Origin of the sequence: Pokkaliibacter plantistimulans (genome assembly GCF_003194385.1) — a bacterium.
Lineage (GTDB): Bacteria > Pseudomonadota > Gammaproteobacteria > Pseudomonadales > Balneatricaceae > Pokkaliibacter > Pokkaliibacter plantistimulans.
In genome coordinates, this window is the sequence record NZ_LAPT01000001.1 from 38,820 (window position 1) to 61,384 (window position 22,565).

Below are 22,565 nucleotides of genomic sequence, written 5' to 3' on the forward strand. Positions count from 1 at the left end.
GCTTACAGACGGCAGGCGTTATAACGGTGAAAGACGTATAAGCTGCGCATTGGCGCCATCGGTCAGCAGATAGATCAATCCGTCAGGCCCGACACGTACATCACGCACCCGTTGATGCAGGTTTTGCTGCTGATAGCGATCCTCCTGAATCACCTGATCTTCATTCATCTCCAGTTGCACCAGCAATTGCCCGGCCAGACCGCCGAGCAGCAGGTCGCCTTGCCAGTCATGAAAGGCCTTGCCGCGATAAACCGCCAGACCTGAAGGGGCAATCGACGGCACCCATACCCAGCGCGGAGGTTCGATACCGGGCCGGGAGGTTTCGCTGGTAATGCTCAGGCCGGAATATTCACGCCCGAAAGTCACCAGAGGCCAGCCGTAGTTGGCTCCTTTGACCAGCAGGTTGACTTCGTCACCACCTCGTGGGCCATGCTCATGGGACCACATGCGATCCGTTTTGGGGTCATAAGCCAGCCCCTGAGGGTTGCGATGCCCGTAGGAGTATATTTCCGGTAAGGCGTCTGCCCGGCCAGCAAACGGGTTGTCAGGAGGCACGCTGCCATCGTCGCGCAGGCGTAGTATCTTGCCGGCGTGGTTAGTCAGCAGCTGTGCATTGTGCCGGTCGCCGCGTTCGCCCACGCTCATATAGAGATAGCCATGTTTGTCGAACGCCAGCCGGGAGCCGAAATGGTGGCCGGTGTCTGAGGCCGCTTTGCTGATCAGCAGTTCTGTGACATCGGTGAGGGTATTACCACTCAGGCGACCTCTGGCCAGTGCCGTAGTGAACTGCTTGCCAACCTGTCGGGTGTAGGTGAGATAGAGCCAGTGGTTTGTATTGAAGTCAGGGTGCAGCGCGACATCCAGTAACCCACCCTGACCATGTACTGTACTTGTGGGCAGTCCGCTGATGTGCTGACGCTGACGGGGTTGCAAGTTGACTCGCAGTAAGGCGCCGCCTTTCTCGGTAATCAGCACTTCCTGCCCAGACAGAAAGGCCAAAGACCAGGGCTGGTTGAGCCTTTCCAGCAGAACCTGCTGGGAGAACGAGGTGTTGGCCGTTGCCTTGCAGGACAGCAATAGCAGTAAAGCGGCAGTGAGGACGATGCCTGCAGTCACAGGGTGGCGCAGTGACGCCATCAAAACAGTCGGCTTTCTGATCATTCCCTTTCTCTCTGGTCAATGACGGTGAATCAATGAGTCATGGCACCTAGAGTTCTTGGGAGAGATGTCTCCGATATCAACTGATCAGGTGGAGTAGGGGCTAGCTGTATATCTCTTCGTCGAAGAAGGGGTCGTCCTGAATATCCTGATGGAAAATCGTAATAGCTTCGCCTGTCTCCTCCGACTCACCCCCCGGCAGGATAGCGAGGTTGAACAGGGCTTCCCCTTCATGCACCAGGGGTAGATGGCAGCGGCCTATGATCACGCCGGAACGATGACAGCGAATCTCATGCTCATCTTCACCATAGGGGCTGGAAATCACCCCCAATATATCTCCTTTGCGAACTTCCTTGCCGAGTGGTACCAGCGCACGAAAGATGCCGCTGTCTGCCGCCCGCACCCAGCTGGTGTTTTTGGCTATTAGCGGGGGTACACGGGGTGTGACCATCTTGCCTCTGATCATCTTCAGTGCGCGCATCACATTGAGAATGCCTCGTACTCCGGCACGTATGGCAATTTCATCAAAACGCAGTGCCTCGCCCCCTTCATAAAGCAGCACGGGGACGCCCAGCTCTGATGCCGCATGACGCAGCGAACCATCGCGCACATTGGCATTGAGCATAATAGGAACGCCAAAGGCATTGGCGAGGTGCAGTGTCTGAGCGTCATCCAGATCAGCGCGAATTTGCGGCAGGTTGGAGCGATATCGGGCGCCGGTATGGAGGTCGATACCATGAGTGCAGTGGCTGACGATTTCACTGAGAAAGAGATTGGCCAGGCGGCCTGCCAGAGAGCTCTTTTCGCTTCCCGGAAAGCTGCGGTTCAGATCGCGTCGGTCGGGAAGGTAACGTGAACGGTTAACCAGACCATGGACATTGACGATGGGAATCGCGATGAGAGTGCCGGCAATGTTGTTCAGTGCAGGTTGTTTCAGCAGACGGCGAATGATCTCCACACCGTTCAGCTCATCGCCATGAATGGCTGCGCTGACAAACAGACACGGCCCTGTCCGGCGGCCGTGTACTACCTGAATGGGCATGGCAATCTCTTCGCGGGTGTAGAGCCTTGCCACAGGCAGCGCAATGCTGCTGCGGGTGCCGGGTCTGACTTGCTGACCCCCTAGGGTCAGGATGCTCTGCCTGTCGGTCGAAGAATGCGTTGCCATGTCGCCTCCTGGCGTTGAAGACCCTCATACGTGGCCGTGGTTTGAGGGCACATCAGTGCAACGTGCTGGTCAATACCGCTGTGACGCGGTCAGTCCATGGTGAAAGCAGCCTGCTTACAGCAGGCTGTCCACTTGTGCCATCAGCGCTTGCTTTCGTTGCTCCGTCATAAAGGACGCTTCTATGCCGTTGCGAGCCAGCTGAGCCAGCTGCGGCTTGGTCAAGTCGAGAGCGGATTGGATGGCGAGATAGTTTTCTTCCATATACCCGCCGAAATAGGCTGGGTCATCTGAGTTCACGGTTACACACAGACCCTGGTCCAGTAACTTGCCAATGTTGTGTTCACTCATCTCACTGAACACGCACAGTTTGGTGTTGGACAATGGGCAGACCGTCAGCGGCACACGGGTCTGACGCAGGTGCTCAACTAACGCGGGATCATCCACACAGCGCACACCGTGATCAATGCGAGCCACCTGCAGGTCATTTAGTGCTGTCCAGATGTATTCGGCCGGGCCTTCTTCACCAGCGTGAGCGACGACTTTGAAGCCCAGTTCACGCACCCTGGCGAAAACGCGGGAGAACTTCTCGGGAGGATTACCTTTCTCCGAGGAATCCAGACCAATACCCACAAACAGATCCCGGTAGGGAAGTGCCTGTTCAAGCGTGGCAAAAGCGGCCTCTTCACTCAGATGGCGCAGAAAGCTCAGTATCAGTGCGCTGGTGATGCCCAGTTTGGATTCGCCATCGGCCAGTGCCCGGCTGATACCGCCAATCACATCAGCGAAAGGAATGCCCCGATCTGTATGGGTCTGGGGATCAAAGAAGATCTCGGTGTGTACAACGTTTTGCTGATGGCATTTTTGTAGGTAGGCCCAGGTCAGATCGTAAAAATCCTGTTCCCTGATCAGGACATTGGCGCCCTGATAATAGATGTCGAGAAACGACTGCAGATTAGTGAATTGATAAGCCGCGCGCAGAGACTCGACATCTGCATAGGGCAGTGGAATCTGATTACGCTCAGCCAGTGTGAATAACAGTTCGGGCTCTAGCGATCCTTCGATGTGCAAGTGCAGTTCCACTTTGGGAAGGGCGTGAATAAAGGTCTCCATAGCTGAGCTCCGTCATGGGGAAATCGAAGAATATCAACAGTCTACATCGATGCTTATGCAGCTGTTGTGCCATGGTAACAAGTAATACAAAACGCGCCACGTGGTTTTTATGGCTGTCATACAACCGACGCAGAGCCGTCATAATTTCGCCCATGACTTCCTGTTAATCTCCGGTGGATGGTGGCTATAATGCGCGATTCAAAGCGAAACATGGGTTTTATAGTTCCCTGAACGGGTGGGAGGTGACAAAAATTGTTTTTTGAAGGGTCTGAAAAGAAGGTTGAAGTGGTCGTTAAAGCAGGGGGGCGCTCTCTGCGTGATCTGGGCAAGCCCTTTTGGGAGGTGATTGTCGCGGAGTCACAGGCAACCATTTTGTCCACGCTTTCAAACGAGGTTTGTGATGCGTATCTGTTGTCTGAATCCAGCCTCTTTGTATGGGAAGATCGATTCCTGATGCTGACCTGTGGCACCACTACTCTGGTGAATGCCATTACCAAATTCCTTGAATCCTATGGCCGCGATAACGTGACCATGGTGGTTTTCCAGCGTAAGAACGAATACCAGTCACACTTGCAGAAGACCTGTGTCGAGGATGATATCGAGGCGCTGGAGCAGTTCATTTCAGGTACAGCCTATCGGCTTGGTCATCTCGATGCCCATCACAACTATGTTTACCATCTGAATAATCATTTTGAACCAGATGCTGACGATTTCACCGCTGAGCTGTTGATGTATCACATCAGTGGTCCTGTTGCCGACTATCTGCGGTCGGAAGGACAAACCGCTGAGGGTATTCGTTCACGTTTGCAGCTGTCTGAGTTATTGCCCGGCTTTACCATTGATGACTTCGTGTTTGAGCCTTACGGCTACTCGCTGAATGCCATCAAGGATGGCTACTATGCGACCTTTCACATTACGCCACAGGAGCGCAGCTCCTATGTCAGTTTTGAGACTAATCTGGATGTTGAGCATGAACATGCAGAGCTGTTTGATCGCATACTGGCCATTTTCCAGCCCAAGAGTTATGACGTCATCAGCTTTGATATAACACCAGCACTGACTGTGCCTGATAAGGTGGTGTGTATCAGTCACTATGAACAGCCTCTGGCCTGTGGTTATCAGATGACATTCCGTCATTTTCTGGAAGTGGTAACGGAACCTGCCGTGGCCGAGCGTATCATTTAGTACCCGTTGAATATGGTCGCGGTACATCACAATTAATAAGGCATTAGTTCAAGTTATGCTCCTGAGCTTTTTGTGAGTATCGGGAGCGTTTTGCCTATGGGAGTCTTTCCATGAATGTAGCCAGTAAACTTGAGTCTCTGTTGATTGAGGAGTTTGCTCCCCAGTTTCTGACTATCGACAATGAAAGCCACATGCATAGTGGCCCAGCCACCGAATCTCACTTTAAGGTCACTCTTGTTAGTGCCCGATTTGAGGGGATGCGCGCCGTCGCCCGGCATCAGGCGGTCTATCGTAGCGTCGCTGAGCTTATGCAGAATCCTATCCATGCTCTGGCGCTGCATTTGTTTACCGAGCAGGAGTGGCAGGAAAAAGGGCAGGTCAGTCCCGCATCGCCCACCTGCCGCGGTGGTAGTAAAGCAAGTTGATTCAGGTACTTATGACAAGGTCTTGACGGGTGTCAATTCGTTAACTGCATGGCTGAGGATAATGGTGGTCGAACAATGATACGACCTCAGGAGTCATAACATGCAACAACACGACCTGGTACATGAGTTCCCCGAACTGCGCGAAAAGATCCATGAGCTGAAAACATCGGATGCTCATTTCCTGCGGTTATTCGATGAGTACCACGAAGTGAACCGTCAGGTTGGCAATATGGAAGGAGAGGTGACTCCGGTTGCGACAGCAACTGAAGAGGAGTTCAAACTGAAACGCCTGCGTCTGAAAGATGAGCTGTACGCAATGCTCACTGCTTAAGGCAAAAGCCAGAGAGCATCTGAGTTGGTGCTCTCTGCTTGTTTCTCAAGAGTCATCCCTTTTCAACTTCACATCTTCCTGTCAGAAAACCTCTGTCTGTTACGTTCTGCCTTCTATCCGGTATTGCTACGTAAATACTTCCTGGGCTATTTACCTTGCCCTGAAATTTTCTGCGCTTATTGAAACTGTGCCGAGCTTGTGTGGCTGCAAATAGTGCTTATAAATTCACTATGCTGAAACAAGCTGTTCAAAACTGGCGGTTATATCCTGCTAGAATCTGCGTGCCCTTCAGTACAGACATGACGTGTCTGTAGGAAATGCGAAGTGAGTCCGTCCCTTATCTGATTTACCTGACTTCAAGACAACAGTGAGGCAAGGGGGGAGCAGGGCGGTGGAAGGTCAGCCTGATTTTTCTGTCGGCTTAAATGCTGTCAACCAAGGGATACGTGTTATGGGAAAGATTTTTTTTGTTAGCGCGCTCGTGGCTTCCACGTTGATCATGTCTGGTTGCGCTTCAACGTTGACCGGCGATACCTACAGCCGTAATGAGGCGCGTCAGGTACAGAACGTACAATATGGCACGATCACCAACATGCGGTTTGTGAAAATTGAAGGCAATCAGTCAGGACTGGGTGCTGTTCCCGGTGCGGTAGTCGGTGGTATTGCGGGTAGCGCCATTGGCGGCGGTCGTGGTCAGAGCCTTGCTACTGTTATTGGTGCGGTTGGTGGTGCGATTGCGGGTTCAGCGATCGAGAAGCAGGCAACCACGGCGCAAGGCATCAACATGACCATTCGTATGGACAATGGCCAGTCTATCGCCATCGTTCAGGAAGTAGATCCGAATACACCTCTGAACGTAGGCGATCGTGTGCAGGTACTGACGGGTCAGGACGGTTCTGCTCGCGCGACTCGTATCTGATCAATGCCCTGAGGGGCTGGCAAACAAAAAAGCGAGGAAGATGCCTCGCTTTTTTGTTAGTGCGTTAGCGCTCAGTGACGCTTACCTTTGCCACCTTCGGCCGGTGCGCGGAACAGCAGATAGATGTCTGTGAGGATGTCAGGGATTTCGCTGCAGAACTGTTCGGTCAGTTGTTTGTTCTTGCGGATGGCCTGCATATCGGGATCGTCAAACAGATCGGAGGCAACCATGATGGGGAGCATCAGCTCTGCCACTTCTGCTTCGTGATCGTTGAACCAGGCCGCTTCTTCCAGATAAACGCCTTCAATAAATGCCTGGCACCAGCTGGTCAGCAGGCCATCTTCGTCTTCCAGAGTGAGGTCGCAAGGCAGTTCAACAGGCTCTTCACCTTCCAGCTCCTCCAGAATGCAGGCCAGTTCGCGGTCAAGCAGGCCTTCAACAAATGTTTGCTGTTCTGCACTTTCCCACTTGGGGGCTTCAACGAAAATGCTTTCCATCCATGTGCTTTTGCTGATGGGCTTGGGGCAGATTGCAACGGCAGTTAACAAGGCATGGATACCGATATAGTCCATGGCTTCTTCACTGACAGCAGGTGAAAACAGGAAGTCCTCCAGCTTTTCAAACTCTTCATCGGTCAGGGGGCGGGCATTAAAAGATTGAGTCATTGATATATCCTCAAGAAGACGATCCCATTCTACTCTCTCGAACCCGAATGAGCGATGACAGAGCATTTGGTTTGCAGCATAATGCGCCCCCATGATCGCACAGGCTCGACAGCTATTAAAACGCCTTTACGGCTACGATGATTTCATTGGTTTACAGGAACAGGTGGTGTCATCTGTGCTGTCCGGCCAATCTGCACTGGTATTGATGCCCACTGGTGGTGGTAAGTCGATGTGCTACCAGTTGCCCGCCATGGTGCGTGAAGGTGTGGGGATTGTTATTTCGCCGCTGATTGCCCTGATGCAGGATCAGGTGGAAGGGCTGAAACAGGTAGGGGTTCGCGCAGCCTGTTTTCACAACGGGCTTGATCCCAGTGCCAACAGCGAGATTATCCGGCAGCTGCTCAATAACGAACTCGATCTGCTTTACGTGTCGCCAGAGCGTCTGGTTCTTGGGGGCATGATTGAATTATTTTCCCGCCTCACCATCTCTCTTTTTGCCATTGATGAAGCGCACTGCGTTTCGCAGTGGGGGCATGATTTTCGCCCTGAATATATGCAGCTGGGGCAGCTGGCCAGCCGTTTTCCGACGGTACCGAGACTGGCGCTGACTGCGACCGCCGATGAACAGACCCGAAACGAAATCCGGCAGCAGTTGGGGTTGCTGGATGCGCCGGTATTCCTGAGTAGCTTCGATCGTCCGAATATTCGTTATCGGGTGCTGCCTAAGCAAGGCGCCAAAGAACAGTTGTTGAATTTCATCAAGCGTGAACATCGGCACAATAGTGGCGTGGTTTATTGCCTTTCGCGTAAGCGGGTGGAGGATGTGGCAGCATTTCTGCGGGAAAAAGGGCTGCCTGCCTTGCCTTATCATGCCGGGTTACCTGCCGATATCCGTGAGCAGCATCAGCGCACTTTTATTCAGGCGTCACACTCCATCATCGTTGCCACTGTCGCTTTTGGCATGGGTATCAATAAGCCGGATGTGCGGTTTGTTGCGCATCTCGACCTGCCAAAAAATCTTGAGGCCTATTATCAGGAAACCGGGCGTGCTGGACGCGACGGTCTGCCCGCTGATGCATGGATGGTATACGGGCTGCAGGACGTACTGATGCAGCGCATGCGCATTCAGGAGGCCAATGTGCCTGCCGATGTGCGTCAACGGGACTGGGCTCGTTTAGAGGCGTTGCTGGCGTTTACTGAAGCGTCTGGCTGCCGTCGCCAACTGTTACTGTCGTATTTTGCTGAGACTTCTGAACCTTGTGGCAATTGCGATAATTGCCTTCATCCCCCGCGAACCTGGGATGCCACCGAGGCTGCACGTAAGGCACTCTCTTGTGTCTATCGCACTGGGGGTTATGGAGTGAGCCATCAGATTGATGTGCTGCTTGGCAAGGTGACGGAGAAGGTGCGGAGTGCAAACCATCAGCAACTGTCCACTTTCGGTATTGGTAAAGAGCTGTCGCTCAATCAATGGCGGGCGGTGTATCGGCAGCTATTGGCTGCTGGCTATTTGGAATGGCATGGTGAGGAAGGTGAGGGCTTGCGCTTGCATGAGCGCTGCCGACCTCTACTGAAAGGCGAGCAGTCCATTGCACTGAAACAGGATCAGCCTGCTGCCCAGTGGAAGGAAGAGCGAGAGCGCGGGCAGACAAGACTTCAGGGTGGACAGAAACAGCTCTGGGAGGCATTGCGTCAGGAGCGCAGGCGCCTTGCGGGGGAGAAGGGCATTGCTGCCTTTATGATTTTCCACGATGTCACCCTGATGGAGATGATCGAGCGACTGCCGGCAAGCCTGGATGAAATGGCTAAGCTGCCCGGCGTTGGCAGAGAAAAGTTGAGTGCCTACGGTAAGCTTTTCCTGGATATCATTGATCTTCACCGTAGCGAAGCGGGTGCTACCCGTCTGATTGACGACGACGCTCACGAGACCCTCGCTCTGTTCAGAGTTGGTATGGAACCCAGAATGATTGCACGTCAACGCAATCGCCCGGAAAACCGGATCTACGCGGATCTGGCTGAAGCAATAAGAGCAGGGCAGCTGGCGTTGACGGAGGTGGTTAGCCTGCCCGGATGGCAGGTCAGGGATGTTCAGCGCGAGTTTGTTCGCCTCGAAGCGGATGGGCAGGGCGCCGTATTGAAGCGCGCGTTTGACGCTTTCGGCGGTGCAATTGCCTGGGGCGACTTACGCTGTATCAGAGCATCTGTCGGCAGCCCTGCTGCAACAGAAGATACTTCATTGGCTGGATAGCCCGTCTTGCTTGGTACGGCATTGTTTGGTCTGTTCTGGGGTGGTTTATTGTCAGCGACTTTGCTGCCCGGTGGTTCCGAGCTGGCGTTTGTCGCCTTTCTCAAAACGTTCCCCGAATCTGCTTTTTCTGCCTGGGTGCTGGTGTCTGTAGGTAACAGCATCGGTGGCATCATTACTATGCTGATGGGACGTGGAATAGCACACTGGCACCAAGCCCAGTCATCGATAAGTTATAAATGGTTAAAACGTTTAGAGCGTTATGGCGCGCCATTGCTGTTGCTATCCTGGGCGCCAGTTATTGGGGACGGTCTTTGTCTGGCTGCCGGCTGGTTGCGGCTGCCATGGGCCGCTTCAGTGACCATGATCTGCCTGGGGAAGGCTGCCAGATATGCCCTGCTATGGTGGCTGCTCAGTCAGGTATAGCTTTTGTTACCGGGCGCTTTTCACCTTTCCGCTTATTCGCACACACGTTAGCTTTGCCATCTTCACTGTAGTGATTGGTTTCACCTCTTTATTTGGTTCGACATCGTAAATGTGCATTAAGGAGTTCTACTTGAGTGACAGCCAGGCTCTGACGGATGTCAGTATTGATAGCTTGTTGCGGGTGTTTACGGTGCCCGAGAAAGCAGAGGCGACCTTAAATCAGGTAGATCGTGAACTGTCACTCGACATTGCTGCTTTTCTTAATGCCCGTGTTGTTGCAACCGAGAAGGATCTTGCAGAGATCGAGGCGGAGTTTGCTTCTGCAGTCATACCTGAGGAGCCAGTGCGAGTTGCTCATCACATAGATAACCTGATGGAGAAGCTGGTTGCTCATTCCGTCAATACCTATGCACCCGGCTTTATCGGGCATATGACCTCGGCACTACCCTATTTCATGCTGCCACTCAGCAAGATCATGGTGGCGTTGAATCAGAACGTGGTGAAAACCGAAACTTCCAAAGCATTTACGCCTATGGAGAGGCAGGTGCTGGGCATGATGCATCATCTGGTTTTTGCCAGGGCAGAGGCATTCTATCGACACTGGTTGCACCATGCTGACGGTCAGCTAGGTGCCATGTGCTCTGGTGGCACGGTAGCCAATATCACTGCGTTGTGGGTGGCACGTAACCGCTGTTATGGCCCCAAGCCCGGTTTCGCCGGGATTGCCAAAGCAGGCTGGAGTCAAGCCCTGGCAGCTTATGGGGATCGTGATGCCGTTGTATTGGTTTCTGAGCGTGGCCACTACTCCTTGTCTAAAGCCGCAGATGTGCTCGGTATTGGCCGTGACAACATACGCAGCGTTCCCTGCACAGACAGCGGATCAATTGATATTCAGCAACTGTCAGACATTATTGCCAGCTGTCACGACAGAGGGGAGAGAGTGATCAGCCTGGTTGCGGTGGCAGGTTCGACAGAGACGGGCTGTATTGATGCTCTGGATGAGATGGCGGTGATCGCAGAAAGAGAGGGCATCTGGCTACACGTTGATGCGGCGTGGGGTGGACCGGCGCTGTTTTCTGACAAGCATCGATCACTGCTGAAAGGTATTGAGCGTGCAGACTCCGTCACCATCGATGCGCACAAACAGATGTATGTCCCCATGGGGGTGGGTATGGTGCTGTTCAGGGATCCTGAGTCGCAGTCGAGCATTCGGCATCATGCTAATTACATTATCCGTCAGGGCTCGAAAGACTTGGGTAGCTCAACGCTGGAAGGGTCTCGGCCCGCGATGTCCATGCTGGTTCATGCCGGGTTGCATATCTTTGGGCGTCGTGGATATGGGTTGCTGGTTGAAAACAATATTCAGCGCTGCAAGTATTTTTCTACTCTGATCGATATGGCAGCAGATTTTGAGCTGGTGTCAGTGCCAGTGCTCAATATCCTGACTTATCGTTACGTCCCGGCACCACTGCAGCGCTGGCTAGAGAGCCCTGAAAACGCTGCGTCAGAAGTATCAGTGCGAGTGGAGCTGCTGCTAAATCAGGCTACCCAGATATTGCAACGAGCTCAGCGTGAAAGAGGCCAATATTTTGTCTCTCGCACGAGCTTGCCACATGCTCGCCAGCAAGGACTACTGAAGACGGTATTTCGTGTGGTATTAGCGAATCCTTTGACGACCGATGAGATATTAACGGCGATATTGCAGGAGCAGAGAGAGCTTGCTGCTGGTCCTGCAGTTAAGGTGTTGTGGCAGGAAATTAAACAGCTGAGCGGAGTGGCTCTGATCTAAAACAATGCGTTCGGTTTGGTTTGTTGGCATCGTAACCAGTCGCGCCAGATTTAATGGGGCAATTATCCAAAACCATGGAAAAGAACAGCACAGACAGCCGACAGGTGCGTTAAAATGCTGCCCTGTCGCCACAGTTGCTGTGGTATCCATTCAGCGCACGGTGTACGCCGTCGCATTCAACCTGATGTGAAGAATACGTAAGCATATGAAACCCTTGGTAGGCATCATCATGGGCTCTAAGTCCGACTGGGAAACCATGAGCCATGCAGCAGACATGCTGGAGCAGCTGGGTGTACCTTTCGAGGTGCGCGTCGTATCCGCTCACCGTACACCAGACCTGTTATTCAGCTATGCAGAACAGGCGCGTGAACGCGGGATCGAAGTGATTATCGCAGGCGCAGGCGGTGCAGCCCACTTGCCGGGAATGGTGGCTGCTAAAACCAGCCTGCCCGTGTTGGGTGTGCCAGTGCAGTCCAAAGCGCTGAATGGAATGGACTCTTTGCTGTCTATTGTGCAAATGCCAGCAGGTATTCCGGTAGGAACGCTGGCAATTGGTCGTGCTGGTGCCGCCAACGCAGGACTGATGGCTGCCAGTATTCTGGGTAACAAGTATGAACAGTTCCATCTGGCGCTGGAGGCATTCCGCGCCAAGCAGACTGAAACCGTTTTGTCTCAGCCTGATCCGCGGGAGGCACTGTGAAACTAGGTATACTCGGTGCCGGGCAACTGGCTCGGATGCTGGCGCTGGCTGGTTATCCGCTCGGATTGCGCTTTACTGCGTTTGATCCAGCAAAAGAAGCCTGTGCCAGTGATGTATGTCCTGTCGTCTGTGCTGCCTATGAAGATGAAGCGGCTCTCAAGGCGTTTGCCGAGTCGGTCGATTGCGTCACATTTGAGTTTGAAAATGTGGCGCTCGAAAGCGCACGCTATCTTGAGCAATTCGTGCCGGTATTTCCCTCATCCAGAGCGCTCGAGGCGACACAGGACCGTCTGGATGAAAAGAACATGTTCCGCGGGTTAGGTGTGGAAACGCCGGGGTTTGAACCGATCAATACCAAAGAGGATATCCTGAAGGCGGCGGAGTCCCTGGGCTTGCCGCTGGTTGTGAAAACACGGCGCTTTGGATATGACGGTAAAGGTCAGTTTGTGCTGCGCTCGCTTGATCAGGCTGAGCAGCTGTGGGCTGAGCTTGGTAGCGTGCCTCTCATTGCTGAGGCGTTTGTCCCCTTTGATCGTGAGGTTTCTATTGTTGCTGTCCGCTCGCAACAGGGTGACATGCGTTTCTACCCATTGACAGAAAACGAACATCGCAACGGTATTTTGCACAAGTCTGTACCGCTTGTTGATGATCCGATGACGGCACAGGCTCAGCAGTATGTTGCGACGCTAATGGAGTCGCTGGATTATGTGGGCACGCTGGCGCTTGAACTGTTCCAGGTGGGTGATCGTCTGCTCGCCAATGAGTTTGCACCACGCGTGCACAACTCGGGTCACTGGACAATTGAAGGTGCTGAGACCAGTCAGTTTGAAAATCATGTCCGTGCTGTGGCGGGAATTCCACTGGGCGATACGCGCGCGGTAGAGTTCAGCACTATGATCAATCTGATTGGCGATTTCCCGGATCGTGGTGTAATCCAGAATGTCGATGGTGCTCATTTTCATGACTATGGAAAGTCACCGCGCGCTGGCAGAAAAATTGGCCATATCACTATTACCGCTAATTCCACTGAATTGCTGAGTGAGCGAGTGAGTGCTGTTGTCGACGTAATGAAAGTCTGATTGCATAAATAATGATCGAATAAAAAACCAGGATTAATTCCTGGTTTTTTATTGGTGATTAAATCGCCACTATATTTAATAAATCAGCTTCGTTAAATTCATTTCCGCTGGCATCTAATGGCGGAAATTCGGGGGGGTCAAAGGCTTTATCGCCATCTTCACGGGGAGTGCCGTCCGCTTTAATGTTCTTGAAATCGAACAGATTAATGTCTGTCATGTGTGATGGGACAATGTTGGCCATTGAGCGATAAATGCTCTCAATTCTTCCGGGGAACTGCTTGTCCCAGTTCTGAAGTATTTCCTTGATGGACTGGCGCTGAAGGTTCTCCTGCGAGCCGCAGAGATTGCAGGGGATGATCGGGAACTCCTTAAGCGTGGCGAAGCGAGCGATGTCCTTTTCACGGCAATAGGCGAGGGGGCGGATGACGATATTCTCGCCATCATCGCTTACCAGCTTTGGTGGCATGGCCTTCATTTTTCCGCCGAAGAACATGTTCAGAAACATGGTCTCAATAATGTCGTCTCTATGATGACCTAGGGCCACTTTAGTGCAGTTCAATTCTTTGGCGGTGCGATAAAGAATACCGCGACGCAAACGTGAGCAAAGTGCGCACGTGGTTTTGCCTGCCGGGATCTTTTCTTTGACGATGCTATAAGTGTCTTCTTCAACAATGCGGTGCTCGATACCCAGCCCCTGCAAGTAAGTTGGCAGTACTGTCTCCGGGAAGCCGGGCTGTTTCTGATCAAGATTGACCGCAATCAGCTCATAGTTGACTGAGGAGTAATTTTGCAGGGTAAGCAGCAGATTAAGCAGTGTGTAGCTGTCTTTACCGCCGGACAGGCAGACCATGATACGGTCGCCTTCTTCGATCATATTGAAGTCAGTAATAGCCTGGCCCATGGAACGAAGCAGGCGCTTCTGCAGTTTGTTGAAGTTGGTTGTCTGGGATTTACTGAGTTCCATTAGGAATGTGGCCCGGTGGCAGCAAAAAAGATGAGGCGCATTATACTCAGCTGTCCCGCCGTGTCAGCTGTGATTGGATGTAAAAACAAAAACCACCCGAAGGTGGTTTTTGCTATACGTGATAGGCTTGTGCCTGCCTAGGCAAAACAAGCTTCACTGTCGGTATTACCTCTCGGGATAGTCGCGCTTTTTCTCGCCAAGATAGAGTTGGCGTGGGCGTCCGATACGAGCGATTGGGCTTGAGTGGTGTTCATGCCAGTGAGCAATCCAGCCAATGGTACGTGACAGGGCAAAAATCACTGTAAACATATTGGTAGGGATGCCAATTGCTTTGAGGATGATGCCTGAGTAGAAGTCGACGTTTGGGTACAATTTGCGCTCAACGAAGTAGGGGTCTTCCAGAGCAATCTGCTCCAGGCGCTTGGCGATGCGCAGCAGTGGGTCGTTATCAAGGCCCAGCTCGCCCAGCACTTCATCGCAGGTCTGCTTCATGACTTTGGCGCGTGGGTCAAAGTTCTTATAGACACGGTGACCAAAGCCCATCAGGCGGAACGGATCATCTTTGTCTTTGGCACGTTCGATAAACTCTGGAATGCGTTCTTCGTCACCAATCTGCTCCAGCATGCTCAGTACGGCTTCGTTGGCACCGCCGTGAGCGGGTCCCCACAGTGCTGCAATGCCTGAGGCTACGCAGGCGAAGGGGTTTGCACCAGAAGAGCCAGCCAGACGTACAGTGGAGGTAGATGCATTCTGTTCATGGTCGGCATGCAACAAGAAGATGCGATCCATGGCGTTGGCAAGGATTGGGTTAGGCTTGTATTCCTCGCAAGGAGTGCCAAACATCATATGCAGGAAGTTTTCTGCATAGGTCAGGTCATTACGCGGGAACATGAAAGGCTGGCCAGTGGAGTACTTGTAGCACATGGCTGCCAGTGTAGGCATCTTGGAGATAAGGCGGAACGCCGCAATTTCACGATGCTGAGAGTCGTTGATGTCCAGTGAATCGTGATAGAAAGCTGACAGGGCGCCGACTACGCCACACATGATGGCCATAGGGTGTGCATCGCGACGGAAGCCACGATAGAAGAAGCTTAGCTGTTCGTGCACCATCGTGTGCTTCTTAACGGTGCGAACAAAATGCTCTTTCTCTTCTGCAGAGGGTAGTTCACCGTACATCAGCAGGTAGCAGACTTCCAGATAGTCAGACTTTTCTGCAAGCTGTTCGATGGGGTAGCCACGGTGCAGCAGAATGCCTTTGTCACCATCGATAAAAGTGATCTGCGAGTCACAAGACGCAGTTGACATGAAGCCGGGGTCGTAGGTAAACAGCCCTTTGGCGGTCAGGCCACGAATGTCGACCACGTCGGGTCCCATAGTGCCTGAGTAGACGGGAAGTTCAATAGTCTCGTCTATGCCGTCAACCTTCAGATATGCTTTTTTGTCAGCCATCGGTGGCTCCTGTGAGTGTTAAATGGAATCTGTCACCGGCAGGCTGGCGTTGTTCCGCCGGGCCGGTATGGCTTTGTCTGGACGGCCCTGAGTTGAGGACGGTCCTCACTATATTTGCTAAAACCGCTTTGTCAATTCCTCGGGGATAGCAGACAAAAGCACAAAACAGAGCTCAATGACAAAACGATAACTAGTAATAGCTATTCCTTAACCGATTCTCAATCATGATTTAGTCGCAGTGCGGAATAAAAAATAATAACGGCAATAGTTCGATGCTATGGGAACAGTCTTTTTACCTTTTGCCTAGGCGCGATGCCTCATGGTTCGTTGTCAAGGTTAGGGGTAATGACTATACTGTCGCCCCGAAAGTTTTTGTTTGCGCTTGCAACATTGGTACTTTTCACCAGGTCGGTGAATTAGTGATCAAGGCGTGGGAGTGCAAATAGGAATTTCCCTAAAAGTGCATTGCGCTTCCCTTAATAATCCTACCCTTTTGGGTAGTCATAAGGTGTAGAGAGCCGTGAATAAAAAACGACCAGTCAACCTAGATCTGACGACTATCAAGCAACCCCTTCCGGCTATATCTTCGATACTGCACCGCGTAACAGGCGTAGCCCTGTTTGTCGGCCTGGTATTCATGATGTATGCCTTGGATCAATCGCTGACGTCTGAAGAGAGCTTTAATTCTATCTCCGCCACCATGCAGCACAGCTTCTTTGCGAAGTTGATTGCCTGGGGGCTTCTGACGGCACTCTTCTATCATCTGTGTGCGGGTATCAAACACTTGCTGCAGGACTTCGGTTATTGCGAAGAACTTGAATCCGGCCACCTCGCCGCCAAAGTAACCCTGGCTGCTGGTGTTGTGTTCTCTCTGCTGATGGGGATCTGGGTATGGTAACAGCAGTTACAAGTTTTGGCCGTAGTGGCCTGTACGACTGGATGATGCAGCGCATTACTGCGGTGGTGCTGGCTGCATATACCCTGTTGATTGTTGGTTATCTGATTACCACTCCTGACCTGACCTATGCTCAATGGAGCGGTTTCTTTGGTCATACCTGGGTGCGAGTCTTCAGTCTGCTGACCCTTCTGTCTATTGGTGCACATTCGTGGATCGGTTTGTGGCAGGTGTCTACTGACTACATCAAGCAAACTGGTCTGCGCTTTGTGTTTCAGGCAGTCTGCGGCACCCTGATGTTTGTCTATGTGGTCTGGGGTATTCAGGTAATCTGGGGTCTATAAACAATGTCTAATCTGCGAACTATCAGCTTTGATGCAGTTGTAATCGGTGGCGGTGGTGCAGGTATGCGCGCTGCACTGCAGCTGACCCAATCCGGTCTGAAAACTGCCTGTATCACTAAAGTATTTCCTACACGCTCTCACACCGTATCTGCCCAGGGTGGTATTACCTGTGCTATCGCCAGTTCAGATCCTAACGATGACTGGCGCTGGCATATGTATGACACCGTAAAAGGGTCGGATTATATCGGTGACCAGGATGCCATTGAGTACATGTGCTCAGTAGGACCTCAGGCTGTGTTTGAACTTGATCACATGGGCCTGCCATTTTCTCGTACCGAAGCGGGTCGTATTTATCAGCGTCCTTTTGGTGGTCAGTCCAAGGACTATGGTCGTGGTGGTCAGGCAGCTCGTACTTGTGCAGCTGCTGACCGTACTGGTCACGCTTTGCTGCACACGCTGTATCAGGCCAACCTCAAGGGTGGCACTACCTTCTTCAATGAGTGGTATGCCGTTGATCTGGTGCGTAACTCAGCTGATGCCGTTGTGGGTGTAATTGCGATCTGCATCGAAACCGGTGAAGTGGTGTTCATCAAGGCCAAGGCATCTGTTCTGGCAACTGGCGGTGCGGGTCGTATTTATCAGTCCACTACCAATGCTCATATCAATACTGGTGATGGTGTTGGTATGGCGCTGCGCCTTGGCCTGCCAATGCAGGACATGGAAATGTGGCAGTTCCACCCAACGGGTATCGCTGGCGCAGGTGTGCTGGTCACTGAGGGTTGCCGTGGCGAGGGTGGCTATCTGGTGAACAAGGATGGTGAGCGTTTCATGGAGCGCTATGCGCCAAACGCTAAAGATCTTGCTTCTCGTGACGTGGTTGCACGCTCAATGGTCATGGAGATTCTGGAAGGTCGTGGCTGTGGCCCGAATGCAGATCACGTATACCTGAAGCTGGATCACCTGGGTGAAGAGGTGTTGCACAGCCGTCTGCCCGGTATCTGTGAGCTTTCCAAGACCTTTGCTCACGCTGACCCTGTGAAAGAGCCTGTCCCTGTTGTTCCTACCTGTCACTATATGATGGGTGGTGTGCCAACTAACGTGGGTGGTCAAGCAATCACTATTGATGCCAATGGTAACGATCACTTTGTTGATGGTTTGTTTGCCTGCGGCGAAGTTGCCTGTGTGTCGGTTCATGGTGCTAACCGTTTGGGTGGAAACTCTTTGCTCGACCTGGTTGTATTTGGTCGTGCAGCAGGTCTCCATATTGAAAAACTCATGGCTGACGGCTATGAAACTGCCGAGCCAAGTGATGCTGATATTCAGCGCGCTATGGCTCGTCTGAATCGTCTGAACAATTCGAAGAGCGGTGAAAGTGCACCAGCTGTTCGTGCTGAGCTGCAGAAGATTATGCAGCTTTATTTCGGCGTGTTCCGCGACGGTGAAAACATGAAGAAAGGTCTGCAGTTGCTTGAAGAGCTGCGTCCTCGTGTTGAGAACGTCTATCTGGAAGATAAGAGCAACGCGTTCAACACTGCGCGTATCGAAGCTCTGGAACTGGATAACCTGTTCGAGGTTGCCGTGGCTACCGCTTATGCAGCTGAAGCGCGTAAAGAGAGTCGTGGTGCTCACGCTCGTTATGACTTCCCTGACCGTGATGATGAAAACTGGCTGAAGCACTCACTGTTCTTCCCGGTTGATAAGCGTGTCGGAAAACGTGAAGTTAACTTTGCGCCTAAGACTGTAGAAGCCTTCCCGCCCAAGGCAAGAACATATTGAGGTCTCATCCATGACTATGCTTCAAGTCAGCGTATATCGTTACAATCCTGAGACAGATAACGCTCCCTACATGCAGGAAATGCAGGTTGATACTGGCGGCCGTGATCTGATGGTGCTGGACGTTCTGCATCTGTTGAAAGAGCAGGACTCGTCACTGGTATTCCGTCGTTCCTGCCGTGAGGGCGTATGCGGCTCTGATGGCATGAACATCAACGGCAAGAACGGTCTGGCTTGTATCAAGCCGTTGTCTGAGTGTGTTGAGAACAACCGACTGGTACTGCGCCCCCTGCCTGGTCTGCCAGTAATCCGGGACCTGGTTGTCGATATGACTCAGTTCTATCGTCAGTACGAGAAGATCAAGCCCTTCCTGATCAACGATACACCAGCGCCAGCGATTGAACGTCTGCAGTCTCCTGAGGAGCGTGAAAAGCTGGATGGCCTGTACGAGTGTATTCTTTGTGCATGCTGCTCAACGGCTTGTCCTTCCTTCTGGTGGAACCCAGACAAGTTCATCGGTCCGTCTGGTTTGCTGCAGGCATACCGATTCCTGGCCGACAGCCGTGATACAGCGACTCGTCAGCGTCTGGCAGAACTGGACGATCCGTTCAGTGTGTTCCGTTGCCACGGCATCATGAACTGTGTCAACGTCTGCCCTAAAGGCCTGAATCCAACCAAGGCCATTGGCAAAATCAGAACAATGCTGTTGCAGCAAGCGACCTGATAAAAGAAACAACAAATCGGCCGGCTTAATCCGGCCGATTTGCTTATGAAAGTGCTGTATTGTCGGGTGTCACTTCCTGTAGAATGTTGCGTCGTCTAATAATGCAATGTGATTATGGGGTTCTGGTTGATAGTTAAACGCTATTAAGTGTCGCATGACGGCAGATAGGGTTCGGCTAGAGAAAAGACTCACATTTGACAGACCGCCAGTTAGACACTTTTCAATAAAATCTAGAACGACTGCTAACCACCAAAAGCAAGGGGAACGGGGAAAGCCCATTATTGCTAACTCGGTTATCGCACACTGACCGGGCTAGCAGTTGAATCCCCGCAGACAGGGTGATCAAGAATGCATGAAAGCATAATGGAGCTCATGTGGCGTACATCTCATCTTTCAGGGGGAAATGTTGCCTACGTTGAGCAAATGTACGAAGACTACCTTCGTGATCCAAATTCAGTACCCGATCAGTGGCGTCAAGAGTTTGACCGTCTTCCAAGAGCCACTGAGCAAGTAATTCAAGATATTCCTCATTCCGCTATCCGTGATCACTTCCTACTGCTTTCTAAGAATAAAAAGCGCAGCATTCCTGTAGCGACCAGCTCGGTCAGCACAGAGCACGAGCGCAAGCAGGTTCGCGTACTTAAGCTTATCGAAGCTTACCGTGTACGTGGTCATCAGGCTGCTGTTCTTGACCCGTTGGGTCTGAAACAGCGTGAGCCTGTGCCTGATCTTGATCTGCGCTATCACGAACTCTCAGAAGCGGATCTGGATACCACTTTCCAGATTGGCTCCTTGTTCTTCGGCAAGGCCGAAGCGCCACTAAAAGATATCATCGCAGACCTCAAGCAGACCTACTGTACAACTGTAGGTGCTGAGTATATGCACATTGTTGATACTCAGGAAAAGCTCTGGCTGCAACAGCGTCTGGAGTCGGTGCGTTGCCATCCTGTCTATGACGCTGCTTTCCGTAAGCATATTCTTGAGCGTCTGAGTGCAGCTGAAGGCCTGGAAAAATACCTTGGCTCGCGTTACGCCGGTGCCAAGCGTTTCGGTCTGGAAGGTGGCGAAGCTCTGATTCCCATGATGGACGAGCTGATTCAGCGCGCCGGTAAACTGGGTGTCAAAGAAGTTGTGATCGGCATGGCTCACCGTGGCCGCCTCAACTGCCTGGTTAACATCCTGGGTAAAAACCCCTCCGATCTGTTCCATGAGTTTGATGGCAAGCGTTCTGTGGAAGGTTCCGGTGATGTGAAATACCACCAGGGCTTCTCTTCAAACGTAATGACTACCGGTGGCGAAGTTCACCTCGCCATGGCGTTCAACCCCTCTCACCTTGAGATTGTTTCTCCGGTGGTTGAAGGTTCTGTGCGTGCTCGCCAGGATCGTCGTGGTGACGTGGATGGTGAGCAGGTTCTGCCTATCAATATTCATGGTGATGCCGCATTCGCTGGTCAGGGCGTGGTCATGGAGACATTCCAGATGTCTCAGACTCGTGCCTACAAGACCGGTGGTACCGTACATATCATCATCAACAATCAGGTAGGTTTTACTACCAGTAACCGCGAAGACTCTCGCTCTACTGAGTATTGCACCGACGTTGCCAAGATGGTCCATGCGCCAATCTTCCACGTTAATGGTGATGATCCGGAAGCCGTGGCTTTTGTTACCCAGGTTGCAATTGACTACCGTAACGAATTCCATCGTGACGTGGTTATCGATCTGGTTTGCTACCGTCGTCGTGGTCACAACGAAGCTGATGAGCCAAGCGCGACCCAGCCGTTGATGTATGAAAAAATCCGTAAGCATCCAACTACGCGTGAAATCTACGCTCAGCGTCTGATCAACGAGTCTGTGGTCTCTGCCGAAGAGTCCAAGCAGATCGAAGACGAATATCGTGATGCACTGGATAACGGTCAGCACGTTGTCAAGTCTTTGGTACTGGAACCCAACACGGCACTGTTCGTGGACTGGAAACCTTACCTGGGTCACAAGTGGACGGCCAAGTGCGATACCACTGTAGACATTAACCTGCTGCACGAATTAGGTGAGAAGGTTTGTGATCTGCCTGAAGGCTTCGTCGTTCAGCGTCAGGTCGGCAAGATCATTGAAGACCGTAAGCTGATGAGCCGCGGTGCAATGCCTCTGAACTGGGGCCATGCAGAACTGCTTGCCTACGCTACGCTGATCAAGCAAGGCCATCCGATTCGTCTGACCGGACAGGATGTGGGTCGTGGTACGTTCTCACACCGTCATGCGGTATTACACAACCAGAAAGATGGCACCGCCTTCAACTCGCTGCAGCACCTGTACGAAGGTCAGCCTGAGTGCGTCATTCGCGACTCTTTGCTGTCTGAGGAAGCCGTGCTGGCGTTTGAGTACGGTTATTCAACAACGACTCCCAATGCCCTTGTTATCTGGGAAGCACAATTTGGTGACTTCGCTAACGGTGCACAGGTAGTTATCGACCAGTTCATCACCAGTGGTGAAACCAAGTGGGGGCGTCTGTGCGGGCTGACAATGTTGCTGCCTCACGGTTATGAAGGTCAGGGCCCTGAGCACTCATCAGCTCGTCTGGAGCGTTATCTGCAGCTGTGTGCTGAGCACAACATTCAGGTGTGCGTGCCGACTACTCCTGCTCAGGTCTACCATATGCTGCGTCGTCAGGTGATTCGTCCTCTGCGTAAGCCGTTGGTAGTCATGACCCCGAAGAGTCTGCTGCGTCATAAACAGGCAATCTCCAGCCTGGAAGAGTTAGCTAACGGCTCCTTCCAGACCGTTATTCCTGAAGTCGTTGAACAGAACAAAGCCGAAGTCAAACGACTGGTTATGTGCTCCGGCAAGGTGTACTACGATCTGTTGAACAAGCGCGATGCTGATAATTGCCCGGATGTAGCGATCATTCGTATCGAGCAGCTCTATCCGTTCCCCGAAGACGATCTGGAAGAGGTACTGCGTCAGTATCCCAATCTTCAGTCTGTCGTCTGGTGTCAGGAAGAGCCGATGAACCAGGGCGCCTGGTACTGTTCACAGCATCATATGCGCAATGCCATTCGCAAGTGTTTCCCCAACATCGAGTTGGTGGGTGTAGGTCGTCAGCACTCTGCTTCACCGGCAGTAGGCTACACTTCCGTGCACTTGGAAGAGCAAGAGAAAGTAGTTAACGACGCCATCTATGGGTAACAGGCTTAAGCCTGTCAATTAGACTTAAGCTTGTAT

The 22,565-nt window shown here is 52.2% G+C and carries 20 protein-coding genes; 14 read left to right on the plus strand and 6 right to left on the minus strand.

Annotation, left to right across the window (positions count from 1 at the left end):
- Positions 1-18: 18 nt before the first annotated feature.
- From WH50_RS00165 to WH50_RS00175, 3 genes are all read right to left on the minus strand, one after another.
- Complete coding sequence (locus WH50_RS00165; protein ID WP_243409916.1) at positions 19-1,161, minus strand: PQQ-dependent sugar dehydrogenase; 1,143 nt, start codon at positions 1,159-1,161, stop codon at positions 19-21.
- A gap of 100 nt (positions 1,162-1,261) precedes the next feature.
- On the minus strand, positions 1,262-2,326 hold the full coding sequence (locus WH50_RS00170) for a succinylglutamate desuccinylase/aspartoacylase family protein (RefSeq protein WP_110185507.1): 1,065 nt from the start codon (positions 2,324-2,326) through the stop codon (positions 1,262-1,264).
- Between the two features lie 114 nt (positions 2,327-2,440).
- On the minus strand, positions 2,441-3,436 hold the full coding sequence (locus WH50_RS00175; protein ID WP_110185508.1) for an adenosine deaminase: 996 nt from the start codon (positions 3,434-3,436) through the stop codon (positions 2,441-2,443).
- Between the two features lie 252 nt (positions 3,437-3,688).
- Between WH50_RS00175 and WH50_RS00180 the strand changes: the two genes are divergently transcribed.
- The 4 genes from WH50_RS00180 to WH50_RS00195 all read left to right on the plus strand — a co-directional run bounded on the left by WH50_RS00180 (position 3,689) and on the right by WH50_RS00195 (position 6,296).
- Entirely contained in the window at positions 3,689-4,621 is a 933-nt protein-coding gene (locus tag WH50_RS00180) for an adenosylmethionine decarboxylase (protein WP_110185509.1), read from the plus strand.
- 110 nt (positions 4,622-4,731) lie between these two features.
- Positions 4,732-5,046, plus strand: coding sequence for a BolA family protein (locus WH50_RS00185; protein ID WP_110185510.1), 315 nt, complete (start codon positions 4,732-4,734; stop codon positions 5,044-5,046).
- A gap of 100 nt (positions 5,047-5,146) precedes the next feature.
- Positions 5,147-5,377 (plus strand): HP1242/YdcH family protein, encoded by a 231-nt coding sequence (locus WH50_RS00190; RefSeq protein WP_110185511.1) that lies wholly within the window; start codon positions 5,147-5,149, stop codon positions 5,375-5,377.
- A 391-nt stretch (positions 5,378-5,768) separates the two neighbouring features.
- On the plus strand, positions 5,769-6,296 hold the full coding sequence (locus tag WH50_RS00195) for an outer membrane lipoprotein (protein WP_243409919.1): 528 nt from the start codon (positions 5,769-5,771) through the stop codon (positions 6,294-6,296).
- Between the two features lie 71 nt (positions 6,297-6,367).
- Here the strand turns inward: WH50_RS00195 and WH50_RS00200 are convergent, their stop codons facing one another.
- Entirely contained in the window at positions 6,368-6,961 is a 594-nt protein-coding gene (locus WH50_RS00200) for a YecA/YgfB family protein (RefSeq protein WP_165838247.1), read from the minus strand.
- A gap of 91 nt (positions 6,962-7,052) precedes the next feature.
- Here WH50_RS00200 and recQ point away from each other — a divergent pair, with 91 nt between their 5' ends.
- From recQ to WH50_RS00225, 5 genes are all read left to right on the plus strand, one after another.
- Positions 7,053-9,209 (plus strand): DNA helicase RecQ, encoded by a 2,157-nt coding sequence (recQ, locus tag WH50_RS00205; RefSeq protein ID WP_110185514.1) that lies wholly within the window; start codon positions 7,053-7,055, stop codon positions 9,207-9,209.
- 6 nt (positions 9,210-9,215) lie between these two features.
- Positions 9,216-9,632 carry a YqaA family protein gene (locus WH50_RS00210; protein WP_110185515.1) on the plus strand — a complete coding sequence of 139 codons (417 nt, stop codon included), beginning with the start codon at positions 9,216-9,218 and terminating at the stop codon, positions 9,630-9,632.
- A 130-nt stretch (positions 9,633-9,762) separates the two neighbouring features.
- Positions 9,763-11,421: a pyridoxal-dependent aspartate 1-decarboxylase PanP gene (panP, locus tag WH50_RS00215; RefSeq protein ID WP_243409920.1), complete on the plus strand. Its 1,659-nt coding sequence runs from the start codon at positions 9,763-9,765 to the stop codon at positions 11,419-11,421.
- A 205-nt stretch (positions 11,422-11,626) separates the two neighbouring features.
- On the plus strand, positions 11,627-12,121 hold the full coding sequence (gene purE / locus WH50_RS00220) for a 5-(carboxyamino)imidazole ribonucleotide mutase (protein WP_110185517.1): 495 nt from the start codon (positions 11,627-11,629) through the stop codon (positions 12,119-12,121).
- Positions 12,118-13,200: a 5-(carboxyamino)imidazole ribonucleotide synthase gene (locus WH50_RS00225; RefSeq protein ID WP_110185518.1), complete on the plus strand. Its 1,083-nt coding sequence runs from the start codon at positions 12,118-12,120 to the stop codon at positions 13,198-13,200. The genes purE and WH50_RS00225 overlap by 4 nt, the downstream gene beginning before the upstream one ends.
- A gap of 58 nt (positions 13,201-13,258) precedes the next feature.
- Here the strand turns inward: WH50_RS00225 and ttcA are convergent, their stop codons facing one another.
- Both ttcA and gltA read right to left on the minus strand, forming a co-directional pair.
- Complete coding sequence (ttcA, locus tag WH50_RS00230) at positions 13,259-14,164, minus strand: tRNA 2-thiocytidine(32) synthetase TtcA (RefSeq protein ID WP_110185519.1); 906 nt, start codon at positions 14,162-14,164, stop codon at positions 13,259-13,261.
- Between the two features lie 165 nt (positions 14,165-14,329).
- On the minus strand, positions 14,330-15,613 hold the full coding sequence (gene gltA, locus WH50_RS00235; protein ID WP_110185520.1) for a citrate synthase: 1,284 nt from the start codon (positions 15,611-15,613) through the stop codon (positions 14,330-14,332).
- Between the two features lie 520 nt (positions 15,614-16,133).
- Between gltA and sdhC the strand changes: the two genes are divergently transcribed.
- The 5 genes from sdhC to WH50_RS00260 all read left to right on the plus strand — a co-directional run bounded on the left by sdhC (position 16,134) and on the right by WH50_RS00260 (position 22,529).
- A complete protein-coding gene (sdhC, locus tag WH50_RS00240; RefSeq protein WP_110185521.1) occupies positions 16,134-16,511 on the plus strand; it encodes a succinate dehydrogenase, cytochrome b556 subunit in 378 nt (125 codons plus the stop codon).
- Positions 16,505-16,852 carry a succinate dehydrogenase, hydrophobic membrane anchor protein gene (gene sdhD / locus WH50_RS00245; RefSeq protein WP_110185522.1) on the plus strand — a complete coding sequence of 116 codons (348 nt, stop codon included), beginning with the start codon at positions 16,505-16,507 and terminating at the stop codon, positions 16,850-16,852. Before sdhC ends, sdhD begins: the two co-directional genes overlap by 7 nt.
- Positions 16,853-16,855: 3 nt before the next feature.
- Positions 16,856-18,628: a succinate dehydrogenase flavoprotein subunit gene (gene sdhA / locus WH50_RS00250; protein ID WP_110185523.1), complete on the plus strand. Its 1,773-nt coding sequence runs from the start codon at positions 16,856-16,858 to the stop codon at positions 18,626-18,628.
- Between the two features lie 10 nt (positions 18,629-18,638).
- Entirely contained in the window at positions 18,639-19,349 is a 711-nt protein-coding gene (locus WH50_RS00255; RefSeq protein ID WP_243409923.1) for a succinate dehydrogenase iron-sulfur subunit, read from the plus strand.
- 348 nt (positions 19,350-19,697) lie between these two features.
- Positions 19,698-22,529, plus strand: a complete 2,832-nt coding sequence (locus tag WH50_RS00260) for a 2-oxoglutarate dehydrogenase E1 component (protein ID WP_110185524.1) — start codon at positions 19,698-19,700, stop codon at positions 22,527-22,529.
- Positions 22,530-22,565: the final 36 nt, after the last annotated feature.